The following is an 18806-nucleotide window of genomic DNA, read 5'->3' as shown; positions in this document are numbered from 1 at the left end:
ACAAGCATAGTTGTGAACTCATTGATTTTTATGTATAAAAAGTAAATTACAGGGCCACCTATGAATTGGCCCTTGCGTATTAAAACCCGCGCATCCCATTGATAAAGGTATCAATTACATCCCGAACACGTTCGTAAATCCGAGCTCGAACGCTTTTGCGTTCCAGAATCTTTGGTGTCCAGGTCAGCGTTTCCGCCACCTCATCCTCTCGCGGCATCACATCGGTAAAGAGGTAGTTATCCAGCAAGCCAGCCAGTTTGATGGAATCAAGTCGCTCTTCGCTGCACAAGGCTGCCAGCGCCTTACCTTTTTCCTGTTCGACATAGGCTTCAAACACCTGAGTGATATCTTCGTCATGCGAGGCATGCAGCAGGTTTTTTTCAATAAAGTTATCGATAAGCTCACGTTTACTGCGCAGCGTGACGTCGCTATCGACAATATCCATGATCTTTTTCTTCTGCTCCTGCTGCTCTTTTGGCGGCATCGCCTGTATGCCCGCTAGCAGGCGCAGAATGTAGCCAACGTTAATTTCGTCGCGATGAATCAGCGAGACTTCAAAATCCACGTCTTCAAGAATCGAGACTTTCTCTTTGCTGGAGTGCTTTTTCACCTTGTCGTGGATATCGAGGTATTTACTGGTGAAATCGGCCAGCGCCTGGTCCGACAGCGGTTTAGCCGCATCGTCAAAATCGGCAAAGCTTTCGAGGATGTTTTTCAAACGCATCACATCACGGAACGCCGTTACAAACGCCAATTGTGCTTCTTCATCCGGTAAATCGTCCACGCTTTCCACCGTTGGCGTCAGCGTTAACAAGCGATCGACAGCGTCCTGATAATCCCCGAAATACTCGTCAAAGGGTTTGACCAGCACCGTAGAAGAGGCATCTTTGTTCGAGAAAAGGGCGATAGCATCGTCGGTCGCTTTCTTCAGATTACGGAAACAGACGATATTCCCGTGACTTTTCTTCTCGTTGAGAATGCGGTTGGTGCGGGAAAACGCCTGCACCAGGCCGTGAAAACGCAGGTTTTTATCAACATATAGCGTGTTCAACGCCGGGCTGTCGAAACCGGTGAGGAACATATTCACCACCAGAAGAATATCGATGCCTTTCTCTTTGGTGCGCTGGGCAATATTTTTGTAGTAATTGTAGAAGCTCTTTGAATCATTGACCGAGTAGCTGGTGCCATACAGCTCGTTATAATCCTTGATAAAACTATCCAGATGATCGCGACTCGAGGTATCAACTTTCGCGCCTTGCGGCAGGCTAATATCCTCTTCATCCAGCAGACCGTTTACCGCCTCTTTATCACTTTTGTCCGCTTCATTGGCGGCATAAGTGAAGATGGTGGCAATTTTTAATGGCTTGTAGTTGGCATCCGCCGCCTGCAGTGCGGCCTGCTTTTCTTTAAAGAGTTTGTAGTAGGTGATCAGCATATCGACTGATCCGACGCAGAACATCGCGGTGAACTCGCGATTGCGGGTCTTGGCGTTATGGTGGGCAAGGATGTAGTCGGTCACTTTGCCCAACCGGATGTCGCTTTCCATCACCTCTTTGGTGTCGATATCCTCCACATCGATATCGATCTCATTGCTGCTTTCTTTGCGCTTGTAAGTACCGACATATTCCACGGCAAAGCGCAGAACGTTTTCATCCCGGATGGCGTCGACAATCACGTATTTATGCAAGCATTTATCGAACAACCGTTCGGTGGTCTGTTTGACACCATTGGTGATATTGACGTTATCGGCAAAGATTGGCGTCCCGGTAAAACCAAACAGCTGCGCATTCTCGAAGAAATTCACAATCGCTTTATGCGTATCACCGAACTGGCTGCGATGGCATTCATCGAAGATAAAGACGATGCGTTCTTTACGCAGATGTGCGAGCTGCGCTTTATACCCTTCGTGGGTGATGGCGTTATTCAGCTTCTGAATGGTAGTCAGCGTAAGCTTGGTGCTGCTTTGCTTGAGATGTTTTATCAGCGTACTGGTGTTGTTGGTGGTATCCACGCTGTCTTTCGCAAAACCGTTAAACTCTTTTGCCGTCTGATAATCCAGATCCCGGCGATCGACCACAAAAATGACGCGATCCACTTCCGGCATCTCCATGATCACCTGGCTGGCTTTAAACGAGGTTAGCGTTTTACCTGAGCCGGTGGTGTGCCAGATATAGCCGTTCTCCGGCCGTCCCTGCTTGTGCAGATTCTCTTTCACATGGCGGATCATCGCCTCACAGGCATAAAACTGATAGGGGCGCATCACCATCAGGCATTTACGGGTTTCATTCAGCACCGTGTAGTGTGTGATCATTTTGGCGATGTGACAAACCTTCAGAAAAGCGTCTGTGAATTTCTCCAGCGCTTTGAGCGGATTATTCTTTTCATCGGTCCAGAAGAAGGTCTGCTCGAAATGGTTGGCGCGGTTGTTGGCGTAGTATTTGGTGTCCACGCCGTTACTGATAATAAAGATCTGCACATACTGGAACAGGCCGCTGCCGACCCAGAACGCATCCCGATGATAACGATCGATCTGATTAAAGGCCTCTTTCAGCCCCAGGCCGCGACGCTTAAGTTCAATCTGCACCAGCGGAAGGCCGTTGATCAGCAGCGTGACGTCGAAGCGGGTTTTACGCGAATTTTGCTCGGCATTGAACTGCTCCACCTGGCTCGTCACCTGGAACTCGTTCTGGCACCACTCTTCTTTATTGATAAAGCTGAGCCACTTCTCAGTGCCGTCATCACGAAATAACTGGTAGCGATCGCGCAGAATCTTAGCGCGATCAATGACCTCATTGCCTTTTGTCAGGTGCAAAAAAATACGGTTAAATTCGCTGTCCGTGAGGGGGGCAGATTCCAGTCGGTTATGGATTTCAATCTGCTTTCGCAGGTTGACTTTCATACTGGCTTCATCGGTGACATTCACCCGTTCATAGTGCATGCCCACCAGCTGTTCCACCAGCTGCGATTCTAACTCGTATTCGCTTTGCGTTGCCATCAGTGTGTAGTGCCTTTAGTTATGGTGCAGGCCCGGAATGTACCAGTCCGGATAATTTTTAAATAAACATTTGCTGGAGCAGACCCTGCTTCCAGGTTTTTAACTTGTCCAGTTCTGCTTTTTTGAAGGCAATTTTATCGTCCATTGAAGAGAGAAGATTGGCAATTTTGGTTTGCTCTTCCAAGGAAGGACACATAAATTTTGTTTTCTTAGCCTTCTCAATGGTATAAGTCCCAACCGTTGTAATTGCAGCATGATCAACGATCTGTGTGAGAACTTTTTGGCTATTAAACAAATGGTAGAAAAAATCCGAACTTATTTCATTGTTTTTCTTGAACCATAAGACATTTCCATCTTTAAAATAGAATGGGTTACCATTTTTAACTTGATGAATTATACCTAACGTTCCAACCCCACTGACTAGAAAATCACCGACAGCAGGAACCCCATACTTAGCTTTTAAGTAAGTATAATTATCTTCAGTTATGAATATTTCGCTTTTAAACTTTTCTTTCCTGGATAAGCTTACGAGTTCTCTTGTTCTATAAAATGGAACACCTTCATTTACCCAATCACCCTGTAAAACTCGTTTACTAGACCCTATAGTGAAGAAGTCGGAGAATATCTTCATAGTCCATTTTGGAAAACTCCTTCCATTGTTATCCTTAAACCGCACTTCCTGACTAAAAATCTTCTGCATCATGCCTTTTTTATACTGACATAGCAGATAGTACTGCTTGTTCAGGAGCTTGATTTTTTCATCAACAGAGGACAGAAAGTCGGCGATTTTGGATTGTTCTACATAATCAGGAAGATATACATCTAAATTTTGAAGCTCGCTTGTATCCAGTTTACCCGCGCCTATGCCAGTCCCAGTAACCATACTTAGCAAGTGAGATTCTTTTGATAGTAACCATTGTAATGCAAATCTATGATTGAATTTTTCAAGGCATTTAATAGCTTTTACATCTTGATTAAAAGCCGCATCATTTAATAAAACCCCCACAGGTATTTTATTAAATAACATACTGCCTCTGACTAAGAGTAGAATATCACTCTTATTTGCTAAGCGGCTGCCATTTGCTAAACCCAAATCAGAAATTTTTGTTGGCGAAACAGACAGTTCGTTGTCTTTCATCGAAGCTGCGGTAAACCAAGAAATATCACCATCCCAGTAGGACTTATTATCTTTCGATGGTGTACCACCAGAAGACCACTTAGTTAATACACCTAATTTATGAGGTAACAATGCGGATGTGAATGAAAACCTTAGCTTAGGCACCATTACTTATTCCCCTCCATAAACATAAACGGCGCGTCAATTCCCAACTCCTTGCAGAACTCAGCAATTGTCTTGTCGATCTCCGCCACTTTCCCTTCCAGATCGCGAATTTCCTGCGCCACCGCGTTGAGATCAATCTCTTCTTCTGCCTCAAAAGTATCGACATAGCGCGGGATATTGAGGTTGTAATCGTTGTTACGGATTTCTTCCAGCGTTGCGATATGGCTGTACTTATCGAGCGCCTTCCAGTCGTTGTAGGTATCGGCGATTTTGTCGATATGTTCCGGCAACAGGCGGTTCTGGGTTTTCACCTTTTCAAAGTCATTGCTAGCATCGATAAACAGAATGCTGTCGTTGTGCTTGCGGCACTTGCGCAATACCAGTACGCAGGTCGGAATGCTGGTGCCATAGAAGATATTGGCAGGCAGACCGATCACCGCATCGATACAGTTCAGCTTCTCAATCATAAACTGACGGATATGGCCTTCCGCTGCACCACGGAACAAGACCCCATGCGGCAGAACCACCGCCATCGTGCCATCATCTTCCAGGTGATGGAACATATGCTGTACAAACGCCATATCCGCTTTGCTGGACGGGGCCAATTTACCGTACTGAGCAAAGCGGTCATCGTTCATAAACAGCGGGCTGGCACTCCACTTGGCGGAGAACGGTGGGTTAGCAACGATGGCGTCAAATTTCAGATGCGTATGCTGCGGGTGCTCCAGCGTATCTTCCTGAATGATCTCAAAGTCCGCATAATGAACCCCGTGCAGAATCATGTTCATACGCGCCAGGTTATATGTGGTACGGTTCATCTCCTGACCGTAGATTTTACCCACCGATGAGGCTTCACGTTTCACGCGCAATAACAAAGAGCCAGAGCCACAGGTCGGGTCATACACGTTTTTCAGCTTCAGCTTGTGAGTTGTGACGATTTTAGCTAGCAGGGTGGAAACTGGCTGCGGAGTATAGAACTCACCGGCTTTCTTACCTGCGCCTGAGGCGAACTGGCCGATCAGATATTCGTAGGCGTCGCCCAGAATATCGGAGCTGGCTTCACTAAGATTAAAGCTCAACTTGTCGAGTTCAGTAATCACTTTACCAATCAGCTCATTTTTCGCTTTTGCTGTACTGCCAAGCTTGCTAGAGCCTAAATCAAGATCTTCAAACAAGTTGCTGAAGTCATCCGCGGAGTCGGTGCCCAACGTGCTTTGTTCAATGCTGCGTAGGGTAGTGGCGAGGTCTTCCAGAATAAAGCCGGTGCCTGCACCTTTGGGATCTTTAGCCACACGTTCTGCCATGGTGTGGAACAGATCGGTTGGCGGCAAAAAGTAGCCTAAGGACGGGATACTATCCTCTTTTACTGCGTCAACAATGTCCTGATACGCTGGATGTTCAGGAGTCAGCTCGTTGTACTGAATGCCATCTTCCGCCAAAATTTTGTTAGCGTAAGCAACGAATTTTTCAGAAAGATATTTATAGAAAATAAAACCTAAGCAGTAGTCGCGGAATTCATCGGCATTCATCTTACCGCGCAGAGTATCGGCGATATTCCACAGGCGGCCTTGCAGTTCACTTAAATTTTGTGCTTCAATCTGGGGAGACATAATAAACCTTACTCATTGATTATTTTGATAAATTTTCTATTTTGGCAAAATAATATTGTTGCTTTAATTTCATCAAGTTGTACTCGTAGTAATCTTTCATCTTGAGATGAAGATACAGCTCACCTATCGCTTGTTGTTTTTTTAGTCCAGGTAAATCGAGTTCAAATTGACGAACCATTTGCAGAGTTAACTTGGGTACAGTTGACCCCTGCAGAACAAATGATTTTTGTTGGGCTATAGCTTTGCTCTCATTGAAATGCCAAATCCAAAATAATGGAGAAACTCTGCTAACATCCAACTCGACCTTAACAAAGTTATTGCCCAATATTCGCCCTGCATGCTCCTGCTTAACAAGAACAGCTTTAGCATTCGCTAAGTTAATAATGACATCATTTTCTCTTGTCACTTTTAGTAACGTCGCACTCTTAACCACCTGTTCTTTATCAGAAACTATCACTTCAGGTTGCCAGTCATCGATCTGATGCAACTGTGCTGTATAGAAGCGATACTCTTTACCTGATTTCTCCGACTCTATGCGTGACAGGTTTACTCCGGGGATAAAATTTGCAATGTCGCTATAGACGATTTTTCCCATTTTTATCCTCGTAAAATCGGGGGCTACGCCCCCTTTGGCTTAGTTAATGGCACCAGCAGTTGGCGCTTTCACTGTCGAAAAACTCGACAAGCAAACCGTCACCAAACACCGCTTTTAACATACCTTCAATTGCATCACAGCCAGAGGAGTCAGTGCCATACACTGAAATCGCAATCCTTGATGGCTGACTTTTTTTCAGGGCATCGAGTATATGGGTATCATTTTCCCCCATACTCCATCCATAGATCACGATACTTTCCTTTTTCTCTGGCAGTACTTCACGGTAAACAGTGTCAAGATAACGACTACGAGCAATCGCACTTAGTTTTTGCTTACTTGTCCCCTCAGAAACAAAAACTGGTGTAACTGCTGCAGAATCCCATTGCCGAGATATTTGCTGAAGATAATTTCCGTCACCACGAGGATTAGTGTGTAATTTGGACTCTTGACCACTGAAGTCTTGGGCCAAAATCAAAGAACCATGTGGGTAGAAGACTAAGCTAGTCGTCTTGTAACCTCTTTCACGATCCTTCCAATGTAAGTCTCTAAATTCACTCCAATCTAGCTGTTCATTAAACAAACGATTTATGAAGCAATCCTTTAATTTTCCGGTAGTTGTATCTTCAAGCAAAGATGCCCAGTACACAATAAGATCGTAATTCAGGGATAAAATCGTCTTGAATTTGCCTATAAAAGAGCGAATTTTAGCTAGCACACCCGATATCTCATAATGTTCAGGATGATTTTGGCTCACACATTGAATCAACAGATTTCTAAGTAATTTATACCCCTCAGTCGTTGCATTTTCAGGCACACCGAGTTGTTGATTTACTTGGGTTGCAATCCACAGACGATGCAGAATCAACTCAAAATCTTGCGTATCAAATAGTTCGAACAAGGCTGCCAGCTGCCCATCTGAACTGAGCTCGGTCAACTTCTGACATAAGCTACGATAGGCAAAATCGCTATTAACAGCGATACTTGCACCATTCCCCAAAAGTAAAGTATCATCGTAGTTGGCCTCAATCTCGGCCCATTGTTTAATTGTTACCATGTTTCAACCCTCGCTTTCATATTTAAGATTTGTGGGTATTCCGGCAAGAACTCACCCACTCATGTTCAAATCGGTAATTTTTAAAAATTACCGAACCTGAAACTGAGGCCATTAAACAATGAGGTTGTGTTGCTGTCAATTCTTTTCTGTGTAATTTTTCAAAATTACACAGAAAACTGTTCATCTCAAGAGCTAAATAACACTTTAAAGTTTCTTATTTTCAAGGAGTTATAATACTTAAAAGGGTTTATCTTACTCCTTGCTTTGCAAAATCAAACGGACTAACTCCCTTCTCTCTATTCGCATCCAGATAATCAGCCCACCACTGCAGCATCAATCTTCTCTCATCCAAATGCTCAGCCTTATGAATGTAAGCGGCACGTACTGAGTTACGTTCCATATGACTCATCTGCCGTTCTACCGCATCCCTCGACCACAACCCCGATTCAATCAACGAGCTACATGCCATCGTCCTGAATCCATGCCCGCAAACCTCAATCTTCGTGTCATATCCCATCACGCGCAGTGCCTTGTTCACCGTGTTTTCACTCATCGGTTTACGAGGGTTATGATCGCCAACGAAAACAAAATCGCGCTCGCCACTAAGCTTGTGAACCTGTTTGAGGATTGCCAGAGCCTGATGAGACAATGGCACCAGATGAGGTGTGCGCATTTTAGAACCACGTTGAGAGTGCTTCACTCCTTCGATAGCTTCTCGTTCTGCCGGTATCGTCCACATTGCCGTATCGAAATCGATCTCAGACCAGCGGGCAAAGCGCAATTCACTGGAACGAATGAAGATTAATAAGGTTAGCTCAACAGCCAGGCGGGTCAAAGGGCGTCCCGTGTAACCGTCAATTCGGTGGAGCAGTTCAGGTAGACGTTTCAGCTCAAGAGCTGGACGATGAACACGGTTACTGGAAGCAACTGCTCCAGCCATCTCTTGGGCCGGGTTGTAATCAATCAAGCCACTTTGCACCGCATACCGCATAATGGCAGTTGTCCGTTGCTGAAGACGAGAAGCGACTTCAAAGCGACCTGTAGCCTCAACAACTTTAATGGGGGCAAGCAGGTCGCGAGTCTTTAGCTCTTCGATACTGCGCTTGCCAATTGCAGAAAACAGACTGTCTTCCAGACTCTTCAGCACCCGTCGGCTATGTTCTTCTGACCATTTTTTATTTGCGGCATGCCACTCTCTGGCAACTGACTCAAAGGTAATATTTTCTTTCGCCTGTTCTTCTTTCACCGCACGTTTGTGTTCGCGAGGATCGATTCCAGCAGCAACAAGCCTTCTGGCCTCTTCCCTCTTTTGACGAGCATCAGCCAAGGATGTTTCGGGATAAACACCAAACGCCATCAGGTGCTGCTTGCCACCAAAGCGAAAGCGGAACCGCCAGTATTTTGAGCCGTTAGGGTGAATCAGCAAAAACATGCCATCCCCGTCGACAAGGGTGTACTCCTTTTCCTGCGGTTTTGCAGAACGTACTTTGATATCTGTCAGAGCCATAAAAGTTCTCCTTCCATTTACCGCTGTGAGTATACAACCATTATCGAACCAGCATATATACTCGGTTCTATACTCATAAGCGACTTGATGTGTGTTGACTCAGATTGACTTCTATTGAAAGGAAAATCGCGGAAAGCCTTGTGTAGCACGGATTTCAGGCACAAAAAAAGACGTCCGTTGACGTCTATTGATGTTCCGATGGTGCCGAAGGCCGGACTCGAACCGGCACGTATTTCTACGGTTGATTTTGAATCAACTGCGTCTACCGATTTCGCCACTTCGGCACTGAAGGGGATGCGGAAACGTTGTGGATTATACCTGTCGCGCGCCGCCATGCAAGCGGCGACGCGCTAAACCTACGCTAAGTGCCCAAAAAACCAGCGCCCTGTCATTCTACCTCGGAAACCGCCAGCCGAATCACGCCTGCCGCCTTCTGCTCTGGCAGCGCCAGCACCTTCGCCCACATCTCCTGCACCATGTCGCAGGAGAGCTTCTCTTTGCCCACCGCCTTCTCCGGCATCTGCAGCAGCTGGATGTCCTCGCCGTACTTGTCGGCCAGCGTTTTCATAATCGGGCGGACATCCGTCACCGCGGCTTTGCGTTCTTCCGGAGTTACGGTGTGGCGGTTTTTGCCGTAGGCCGCACGCATCATGTCGGCGTCGGCCTGCATGCGCCGCGTCATCAGGTCTTTATCCAGCATGCGCATCGGGTTGACGCCCCCTTTTACCGCCGGGTAGAGGAAGCGGAAACAGGCGTCGTCGCTCACCTTCTGAATGGCGGCGGTCTGCTCCATGTTGATAGTCATATAGTTCACCACGTTAGCGTCCGGCGCGTTTTGCAGGCGCGACATCTGCAGATGCAGGATCTGCGGCTGGATGGTGTCGATAATCTTCTGTTCCGGCTCGCCGGCTTTTTGCAGGGCCGCCATCTGGTCAAGAATGCGCTGATGAAGCACAGGCTCCTGCTCTTTAATCACCTGCCAGGCGGGCATTGCGTTGAGGGTGGTATCAAGCTGCTGTTCGGGGGTGTGCTGGCGTTGTTTGTCGAAGTAGACCCAGAACGCCACGACGGCGGCCAGGAGAGTCACCACGACTATACGGATCCACGTTTTATTCATCTCGCATCCTTTTCTTTTCGCTATGCCGGTTTACACCGGCACGCCGCTGTGAAAGCGAAACTCATTGTCCGGTGTCGAGATAAGTGTGGCTTCAATTTCGCCAAAAAGCTGTATGCGCGGTGAGATATCGTCGTCGCTCACCTGTTGGGCAAGCGTCAGGTAGTCCTGATAGTGGCGCGCTTCCGAGCGCAACAGCGAGAGATAGAATTTCTGCAGGTCGTCGTCGAGGAACGGTGCCAGCGCGGCGAAACGCTCGCAGGAGCGGGCTTCGATGTAGGCGCCGCAGATGAGCTTGTCGATAAGCGTCAGCGGTTCGTGCGTGCGCACCGCTTTCAGCATCCCTTTGGCGTAGCGGCTGGCGGTGATTTTGACGTACGGAATGTCGCGCGCCAGCATCGCCTCGCGCACCTGCCAGAAGTGGTGCAGCTCTTCTTTAATCAGCAGCACCATGCTGTCGATAAGCGCCTGGCCCCACGGGTCGTCGGTTTTGGGCATGACGCTTTTGCCAATCTGCTTGTGCAGGGCCACAAAATCCGGTTCCGGGCCTTCGCGGAAGGTGAACGCTTCGTAGGGTCTGAGCCAGTCGAGCAGCGCGTCGGCACCGCTTTCATCGGCGACGTATTTGCGCACCAGCAGCAGCGCGGTCTGGGCGGCCTTGAGCTCGCACACCATGTGGTCGGTGAGCAGCAGCGGCAGATTCGCCGGGTCGCGGGCGTGATCAATCCATGCTTTTGGGGTCGGGCACTGGAGGAAGGTAAGAACGGGGGCGAGTATCTGCGGGTAATCCATGGTTCTGCCTTGAAAAAGCGGTGGCACACGCCACCGCCTGAAACGCTTAGTGACGCACGCCGTCGTCGTCTTCGTCGATGAAATCTTCGTCGTCGCCTTCTTCGCCGTCTTCACCGTTCGGATCTTCGAAGTAGGTTCCCCAGCCGTCGTATTCCACTTCAAACTTCTCGGCCAGGTTCATCAGCTGTTCGACCTGAGCGTCGATCAGTTCTGCTTTCAGCGCGCCTTCGCTCAGAATATCGCAGCAGATGACGGTGTCGCCCTCTTCCACTTCCAGCTCTTCCGGCTCGGTCACTTCGTAACCCAGTTTGAAAGCTTCTACCGCCAGTTTTTCCAGCGCGTCGAAATCGTCAGCAGAGAAATGGTGCTCGATGGTGTACAGCGCGTCCGGATCGCTACCGTCTTCCAGCAGTTCTTCGATAATCAGGCGCGTCTCTTCGCGTTGCTCTTCCAGGTGTTCCGGGTTTGCCATGGCTCATTCCTCTTTAAAGTGCGGCAGATACTTCTATTTTCACACACGGACGGGTTTGCCTCCACCTTTGTTGGAAAGATTTGTGAAACGGGGTTGCAAATGAATAATTAGACATATAAAGTGAATTTTAATTCAATAAGTGGCATTTGCCATGTGAGGATAAAATGTCTGATCTGTACAAGAAACACTTTCTGAAATTGCTCGATTTTACCCCTGCACAGCTCAATTCCCTGCTGACCCTTGCCGCTCAGCTTAAAGCCGATAAAAAAAAGGGTAAGGAAGTACAAAAGCTTACTGGCAAAAACATCGCGCTCATCTTCGAAAAAGACTCAACCCGTACACGATGCTCTTTCGAAGTTGCCGCATTTGACCAGGGCGCGCGCGTCACGTATTTAGGGCCGAGCGGCAGCCAGATTGGGCATAAAGAATCAATTAAGGACACCGCGCGGGTACTCGGGCGGATGTACGATGGCATTCAGTATCGCGGTCACGGTCAGGACGTGGTCGAAACGCTGGCGCAGTATGCGGGCGTGCCGGTGTGGAACGGGCTGACCAACGAGTTCCACCCGACGCAATTGCTGGCGGACCTGCTGACCATGCAGGAGCATCTGCCGGGCAAAGCGTTTAACGAGATGACGCTGGTTTATGCGGGCGATGCGCGTAACAACATGGGTAACTCGATGCTGGAAGCGGCAGCGCTGACCGGGCTGGATCTGCGTCTGGTGGCACCGAAAGCCTGCTGGCCGGAAGAGCGCCTGGTGGCGGAGTGCAGCGCGCTGGCGGAGAAGAATGGCGGAAAGATAACCCTGACGGAGGAGGTCGCGGCCGGCGTGAAAGGGGCGGACTTCATCTATACCGATGTATGGGTGTCGATGGGCGAGGCCAAAGAGAAGTGGGCCGAGCGGATTGCCCTGCTGCGCGGGTATCAGGTGAACGCGCAGATGATGGCGCTGACCGGTAACCCGGACGTGAAGTTCCTGCACTGTCTGCCGGCATTCCATGACGACCAGACCACGCTGGGTAAGCAGATGGCGAAAGAGTTCGATCTGCACGGCGGAATGGAAGTGACGGACGAGGTGTTTGAATCGGCGGCGAGCATTGTGTTTGACCAGGCAGAAAACCGGATGCATACCATTAAGGCGGTGATGGTGGCAACGCTTGGGGAGTGATCCTCTGCGGTCTGGTGCCCTCACCCCGGCCCTCTTCCACCGGGAGAGGGCGTAAACCGGCGCCGCTTCATTGATTTTTCCGCCTGAAAAAGGTACGTTTTCGCCTTAATTCCTGCGTGGACATACCAGCATTATGCCGATTATTCAGTCTGTTGAACGTGCGTTGCAGATCCTCGACCTGTTTAACGAGCAGGCCACCGAGCTTAAGATCACCGACATCAGCAAACTGATGGGGCTGAGCAAAAGTACCCTCCACTCGCTGCTGAAAACCCTGCAGCTTCACGGCTATATCGATCAGAACCCGGAAAACGGTAAATATCGCCTCGGCATGAAGCTGGTTGAGCGCGGCCATTTTGTGGTGGGCTCAATCGATATTCGCCAGAAGGCGAAAGGCTGGCTGACGGAGCTGTCGCAGCGTACCGGGCAGACCACCCATCTGGGGATCCTGGACGGTCGTGAAGGCGTTTATATCGAGAAGATTGAAGGCAAGCTGGCGGCTATCGCCTATTCGCGCATTGGTCGTCGGCTGCCGGTTCACGCCACCGCCATCGGCAAGGTGTTGATTGCCTGGCTTGGCGAGGCCGAGCTGAACGCCCTGCTTGAGGGCTATCAGTACACCACCTATACCCCTTCCACCCTTGCCTCCCGCGACGCGTTGCTGGAGGCCCTCGCACAGACTCGCGTGCAGGGTTACGCCTTCGACCGCGAAGAGAACGAGCAGGGCGTGCGCTGCGTGGCGGTACCGGTGTGGAACCATGAATCCCGCGTGATTGCCGCCCTGAGTCTGTCGACGCTGACGTCGCGGGTGGATGACGCCGAACTGGCCAGCTTCCGCGAGCAGCTTCAGCAGGCCGGGCTCCAGCTCTCACGCGCGCTGGGTTACCCGGCCTGAGCCGCTATTTCGCGGCCGGTTCGTAGGTGAAGTAATCAAAGTCAGCGTGGCAGCCGTCACCGCTGATGTCTTCGCAGTGCAGGCCGACAAACGCGCCGGTAAAGAAGCCGCGCCCACCGATGTAGTCATCCGACAGTTTCCACGCTTCATACGTCACCGGCACGGTGTGCCACGCCTCACCGTCAAACGAGTAGCTGTAGCGGTAAACCAGGGTGTCGACGTCAACCCGTAACCAGATGCTCTCTGCGCTGTCCGGTACCGGGATCGGCTGTTCATGCAGCGGCCACGACGGCACGTTGTGGTCAAGCTGGATCACTTTGATCGTTCTGCCCTGCCCCTCCTCGTAGTCCACAAAGCAGTAGCTCCAGTTTTTACTGTTGTAGTAGCAGGTCAGCCCGGCGCTCTGCTGGAAGTGAACCGGCGAGAACTGCATGCGCGTCTCTGCCCGGAAGGCGAAGTGCTGCCAGCGGCGTGCCACGGTCGACTGGGTAAAGGTCGAGTTGAGCGAGTCGTTGCCGTAAAGCCGCAAATACCCCGGTCGCACGCTGAGCGAGCCGAGGGTGTCGTCGAATGGAATGCGCAGGGTCTGCAGCTCCGGGTCAAGCGTGCTGCCGTCAAAATCCTCCCGCCAGCTGTCCTGGGAGGCGGCGGGCTGCTCCGCTATCTGCGGGCCGGGGACGGTCAGCTGCGCGTGTTTACCGCCGTCAACGTACGGCCAGCCGTCGCGCCATTCGATGCGCGCAATGCCGGTCTCGCGTCCCAGCGGGCAGTAGCCGCGCCCGCCCGAGGCCAGCAGCGGTATGCCCGGCAGGCGCAGCGGTCGGCTGGTGAGGTAGGCCATATACCACTCCCCGGTGTGGGTCTGCAGCAGCGAGCCGTGGCCGCTCTTCTGCAGCGGGTTCTCCGGCAGATGCCAGCTGGTCATCATCGTCACGTCCGGATGCAGTTCGTACGGCCCGTCGAGCGTTTTTGAGCGCAGCACCACCACCGCGTGTTCATAGCTGGTGCCGCCTTCGGCGACCATCAGGTAGTACCAGCCCTCTTTACGATAAAGGTGCGCCCCTTCGGTGTAGCAGAGCGGCGTGCCGGTAAACAGGGTTTTGCGCTCGGGCGAAAGGGTGCCGGTCTGCGGGTCAAACTCCTGCATCACGATAGTGTTATGCGGGTTGCTGTGATGGCGCGGCCCCCAGGGGCGGTAGAGGTAGTATTTACGGCCATCATCGTCGTGGAACAGCGACGGGTCAAACCCTCCGTTGCCCATCGGGATCGGTTCGCTCCACGGCCCCTCGATGGAGGGCGCAGTGACGAGAAAGTTACGGCCATTTTTCCACGGCGAATCGACAATTTTCACGTCGGTGTACAGCAGCCAGAATTGGCCATCGGCGTAGCTCAGGCACGGCGCCCAGATGCCGCCGGAGTCCGGGTTGCCCTTCATGTCCAGCATCGACACCCTGTCCAGCGGCGTGCTGACCAGCGACCAGTTCTTCATGTCGCGGGAGTGGTAGATGCGCACGCCCGGAAACCATTCAAACGTTGAGGTGGCGATGTAGTAATCCTCCCCCTGACGGCACAGGGACGGGTCCGGGTTGAAGCCGGTGAGGATCGGGTTTGTTATCGTTGTCATGTTGCCTCCTGTTAATGGGATGCGGCTGTCGCAGTGTCGGGCACGGCGTCACCCTGCGTTGCACGGTGCTTAATCAGCTGCTGGCTGATGGCCGCCACGCGGGCGTCGGTGAGTTTGTAGAACGACAGCATGATGAACATGCCCACGTAGAGCACCACCGGCACCACGCAGAAAAGAATTTTAATGGTGGTCAGCACTTCGACCGGCTGCACGCTGCTGCTGGCGGAGTAGTTCACATACGCCAGGATCCAGCCCACCACCGCGCCGCCAATCGCCAGACCGATCTTCAGGCTGAACAGGTAGGTGGAGAACACCAGCCCGTCGAGACGGCGACCGCTGCGGCTCTCCTCGTAATCCACCACGTCAGAGGCCATCAGCCACTGCAGAGGCGTGGTGGTGTTAAAGACGAACAGGAACAGAATATTAAGGGCGAAAATCAGGGCAATATGTTCGGCCGGGATGAAGAAAATCAGCAGGCTGATCAGGGAGTAGGCCACGATAATCCACTTGAAGGCGGTCACCCGGTCAAAGCGCCCCAGCAGGCGGGATGAGCAGAGCGAACCAAACATGGTGGCGAGGCTGCCGTAAAGCAGAAACTGCGTCGCCATCTCCGGGTGATCCATGACGTATTTCACGAAGTAGAGCGTCGCCCCGCCGCGGACCACGTTGGAGCAGGTCGCCATCATTTTGAACGCACACATAATGCGCCACTGGGTATTGCCGAACAGAAGCTTGAGGTCTTTCGACACCGACGACCCCGGCTGCACCTCAAAGGTGTAGCGCTCTTTGGTGGTGAAGAAGCAGACGTAGAGCAGCACCACACCGCTCAGCCCCAGCACGCACATGGCGCCGAAATAGCCGACCTGCTCATCGCCTTTACCAATGATGCTCACCAGCGGCAGGGCAATGCCACTGATGGCCAGCGATCCCGCCGCCGCGAGGAAAAAGCGCCAGGACTGCAGCGCGTGGCGCTCTTTCGGGTCAGCGGTGATGACGCCCGGCATGGCGCAGTAAGGGACGTTAACGAAGGTGTAGACCAGGGTCAGCAGAATGTAGGTTATGCAGGCGTAGATGATTTTACCCTGCGCGGAGAAGTCCGGCGTGTAGAAGGTCAGCACGCAGACAATCCCAAACGGGATCGCGCCCCACAGCAGGAACGGACGGAACTGGCCGTGACGCGTGCGTGTGCGGTCAACCAGCAGCCCCATCAGCGGATCGGTGACGGCATCCAGCACGCGGGAAACTAAAAACAGCGTCCCCATAATGCCCGCCGACAGGCCAAACACGTCGGTATAGAAATAGGCCAGCAGGAACATGGTGGCCTGCCAGACAAAGCCGCAGGCGGTGTCACCCAGCCCGTAGCCAATTTTATCTTTCATGGTTAATTGCATCATTACCCCCAACGGCAGTACGTGGAACAGTGCAAACGCCAGGGTCCTGATTCAGGCAAATAAATGCCCGGTGCATCATCAGGAATACACCCTTATTTCGTGTGCTGAATTCACAACATCGTGTTAATAGAGTGTAATTAAGTGTTCAATTAACCGACAATGGTCATATCTTATTTCTGAATTATGATATTTTGCTTTTGTGACGCCACTCGACATCCTGATATCATTTAAAGACTTTGTTTTTCATGCAATTACATTATTTTCGAAATAATAAAAAACAGACATGCAAAAGCCGTCCACGGAATATTTTCCGTAGACGACAAGAGCCAGAAATATAATTAAAGGCCGAGCGCTTTTTTACCGGCGTTAATTACCTCGATGATTTTATCGGTATCATAGATACACCCTTTCCAGGTGCCGCCGCTCACCGACTGCAGAGCCGCCCACAGGCGGGTATCGTCCGGCAAAAATGCGTGGGCGTGCAGGTCAGGATGTACCGGACGCGACGCCAGCACGCGCGCCCCCTCTTCCGGCGTCAGCGGCTGTTCCGCCGTGCCGATAAAGTTAACGCTGCCCGTTAAGGACAGGCGGTCGACGCTGATCTCAATGATATCGTTGTCGCGCAGCTTGCCGATGGGGCCACCTGCGAGCGCTTCCGGCGACACATGGCCGAAGCACGCCCCGGTTGATACCCCCGAGAAGCGTGCATCGGTGATCAGCGATACCGTCTTGCCCCACGAGATATGTTTCAGCGCGGAGGTTAGCTGGTAGGTCTCTTCCATGCCGGTGCCGGACGGGCCTCCGCCAATCACCACCATAATATCGCCCTGCTGGATCGCTTCCTGCTTGATAGCCTTGATGGCCTGCGCCTCAGAGACAAACACCCGCACCCGGCCGGTATGGCGGTAAACGCCATCGTCATCCACAACAGACGGGTCGATGGCCGTGGCTTTGATCACCGACCCTTCGGGCGCGATATTGCCGGTCGGGAAGCAGACCGTCGAGGTCAGGCCTTTCGCGTGGGCGCGCTCAGGCGGCAGGATCACGTCATCCGGATCGACGCCATCCTGCTCGCGCAGGCACTGACGAAAACGCGCCCGACGCGCTGAGTTTTCCCACCAGTCGAGGTTCTCCCCGACCGTCTGGCCGGTAACGGTCATGGCATCTTCATGCAGCAGCCCCAGCTTGCGCAGATGGAGCATCACCTCCGGCACGCCGCCCGCCAGGAAAGCACGCACCGTCGGGTGGTAGTCCGGGCCGTTTGGCAGCACGCTCACCAGACGCGGAACCTTACGGTTGATGCGTGTCCAGTGCGCCACATCCGGAATGGTGCAGCCCGCCGCATGGGCAATCGCCGGGATGTGCAGCAGCAGGTTGGTGGAGCCGCCAAACGCCGCGTGAAGCACCATGGCGTTTTCAATGGCTTTGTCGGTCAGGATATCGCGGGTCGTGATCCCCCGGTTATCCAGCTCGCTCACCGCCCGCGCAGACTGACGGGCAATCTCCAGCCACACGGCCTGCCCGGACGGGGCGAGCGCGGAGTGCGGTAGCGCCAGACCCAGCGCTTCGGCCACCACCTGTGACGTTCCCGCGGTGCCGAGAAACTGACAGCCGCCGCCGGGTGATGCACAGGCGCGGCACCCCAGCTCGGCAGCCTCCTGCAGCGACAGCTCATGGTTAGCGAAACGCGCACCAATGGTCTGCACTTTTCCGGCATCTTCCCCCACGGTCGGCGGCAGTGTCGCCCCACCCGGCACCAGAATGGTCGGCAGATCATGCATGGAGGCCAGCGCAATCATGGTCGCGGGCAGCCCTTTATCGCAGGTTGCCACGCCAATCACCGCGCGCCGCGTCGGCAGGGAGCGGATCAGACGACGAAACACGATCGCCGCGTCATTACGGTACGGCAGGGAGTCGAACATGCCGTGGGTGCCCTGAGAACGTCCGTCGCACGGATCGCTGACGAAGGCCGCAAACGGGATCCCACCATTACGGGTGATCTCCTTCGCCGCCGCCTGCATCTGCATGCCAATCTCCCAGTGCCCGGTGTGGTAGCCCAGCGCAACAGGTCGCCCGTCCCCGGCGCGAATGCCGCCCTGCGTACCGATAATCAGCACCTCTTTGCCGGTCAGCTTGTTGGCGTCCCAGCCCATACCGGCGTTTTGCGTCATGCCAAACAGGTTACCGCTGGGGGATTCCATCAGCATTTGCGGGGTCAGCGGCAGCGCCCCCTGCGGCCCGGCCGCATGGGTGATGACGGCATAAAACGCATCGTCCTGTGGGGTGAAAATTTTCTCAATGGTCATCGT

15 protein-coding genes and 1 tRNA gene are annotated in these 18806 nt (G+C 52.3%); 3 read left to right on the top strand and 13 right to left on the bottom strand.

From position 1 onward, the window contains the following. Positions 1-79 precede the first annotated feature (79 nt). The 10 genes from ACMVME_RS10745 to rraB form a co-directional block, all read right to left on the bottom strand. The gene (locus tag ACMVME_RS10745; protein WP_414743431.1) at positions 80-2995 is read right to left on the bottom strand and encodes a type I restriction endonuclease subunit R; all 2916 of its coding nucleotides are present in this window, start codon (positions 2993-2995) and stop codon (positions 80-82) included. 58 nt (positions 2996-3053) lie between these two features. Further along, positions 3054-4280: a restriction endonuclease subunit S gene (locus tag ACMVME_RS10740; RefSeq protein ID WP_414743430.1), complete on the bottom strand. Its 1227-nt coding sequence runs from the start codon at positions 4278-4280 to the stop codon at positions 3054-3056. Then, positions 4280-5887: a type I restriction-modification system subunit M gene (locus tag ACMVME_RS10735; RefSeq protein WP_414743429.1), complete on the bottom strand. Its 1608-nt coding sequence runs from the start codon at positions 5885-5887 to the stop codon at positions 4280-4282. Before ACMVME_RS10735 ends, ACMVME_RS10740 begins: the two co-directional genes overlap by 1 nt. Positions 5888-5906: 19 nt before the next feature. Next, positions 5907-6482, bottom strand: coding sequence for a restriction endonuclease subunit S (locus ACMVME_RS10730; protein ID WP_414743428.1), 576 nt, complete (start codon positions 6480-6482; stop codon positions 5907-5909). 43 nt (positions 6483-6525) lie between these two features. Next, a complete protein-coding gene (locus tag ACMVME_RS10725; RefSeq protein WP_414743427.1) occupies positions 6526-7536 on the bottom strand; it encodes a DUF4917 family protein in 1011 nt (336 codons plus the stop codon). A 247-nt stretch (positions 7537-7783) separates the two neighbouring features. Continuing rightward, positions 7784-9043, bottom strand: coding sequence for a tyrosine-type recombinase/integrase (locus ACMVME_RS10720; protein WP_414743426.1), 1260 nt, complete (start codon positions 9041-9043; stop codon positions 7784-7786). Between the two features lie 199 nt (positions 9044-9242). Continuing rightward, a tRNA-Leu gene (locus ACMVME_RS10715) sits at positions 9243-9327 on the bottom strand. A 104-nt stretch (positions 9328-9431) separates the two neighbouring features. Beyond that, positions 9432-10160, bottom strand: a complete 729-nt coding sequence (locus ACMVME_RS10710) for a hypothetical protein (protein ID WP_044867932.1) — start codon at positions 10158-10160, stop codon at positions 9432-9434. A gap of 30 nt (positions 10161-10190) precedes the next feature. Beyond that, positions 10191-10949, bottom strand: coding sequence for a tRNA isopentenyl-2-thiomethyl-A-37 hydroxylase MiaE (miaE, locus tag ACMVME_RS10705; protein ID WP_068795273.1), 759 nt, complete (start codon positions 10947-10949; stop codon positions 10191-10193). 46 nt (positions 10950-10995) lie between these two features. Next, positions 10996-11421, bottom strand: a complete 426-nt coding sequence (rraB, locus tag ACMVME_RS10700; RefSeq protein WP_014168417.1) for a ribonuclease E inhibitor RraB — start codon at positions 11419-11421, stop codon at positions 10996-10998. Positions 11422-11541: 120 nt separating this feature from the next. Here rraB and argL point away from each other — a divergent pair, with 120 nt between their 5' ends. From argL to xynR, 3 genes are all read left to right on the top strand, one after another. Beyond that, a complete protein-coding gene (gene argL / locus ACMVME_RS10695; protein ID WP_228176691.1) occupies positions 11542-11616 on the top strand; it encodes a putative translational regulatory protein ArgL in 75 nt (24 codons plus the stop codon). Beyond that, on the top strand, positions 11586-12590 hold the full coding sequence (gene argF / locus ACMVME_RS10690; protein WP_032679528.1) for an ornithine carbamoyltransferase: 1005 nt from the start codon (positions 11586-11588) through the stop codon (positions 12588-12590). Before argL ends, argF begins: the two co-directional genes overlap by 31 nt. 133 nt (positions 12591-12723) lie before the next feature. Then, complete coding sequence (xynR, locus tag ACMVME_RS10685; protein WP_068795274.1) at positions 12724-13482, top strand: DNA-binding transcriptional repressor XynR; 759 nt, start codon at positions 12724-12726, stop codon at positions 13480-13482. 4 nt (positions 13483-13486) lie between these two features. On the opposite strand, the gene ACMVME_RS10680 is transcribed toward xynR, so the two are convergent. The 3 genes from ACMVME_RS10680 to yagF form a co-directional block, all read right to left on the bottom strand. Beyond that, positions 13487-15106: a glycoside hydrolase family 43 protein gene (locus ACMVME_RS10680; RefSeq protein WP_044868027.1), complete on the bottom strand. Its 1620-nt coding sequence runs from the start codon at positions 15104-15106 to the stop codon at positions 13487-13489. An 11-nt stretch (positions 15107-15117) separates the two neighbouring features. Continuing rightward, the gene (locus ACMVME_RS10675) at positions 15118-16500 is read right to left on the bottom strand and encodes an MFS transporter (RefSeq protein WP_074439261.1); all 1383 of its coding nucleotides are present in this window, start codon (positions 16498-16500) and stop codon (positions 15118-15120) included. Positions 16501-16835: 335 nt separating this feature from the next. Beyond that, positions 16836-18803, bottom strand: a complete 1968-nt coding sequence (yagF, locus tag ACMVME_RS10670) for a xylonate dehydratase YagF (protein ID WP_025205737.1) — start codon at positions 18801-18803, stop codon at positions 16836-16838. Positions 18804-18806: the final 3 nt, after the last annotated feature.

It is taken from the genome of Enterobacter cloacae complex sp. 2024EL-00711 (assembly GCF_047529885.1).
Taxonomy (GTDB): Bacteria; Pseudomonadota; Gammaproteobacteria; order Enterobacterales; family Enterobacteriaceae; genus Enterobacter; species Enterobacter ludwigii.
This window is presented reverse-complemented; position numbering and strand designations above follow the sequence as displayed.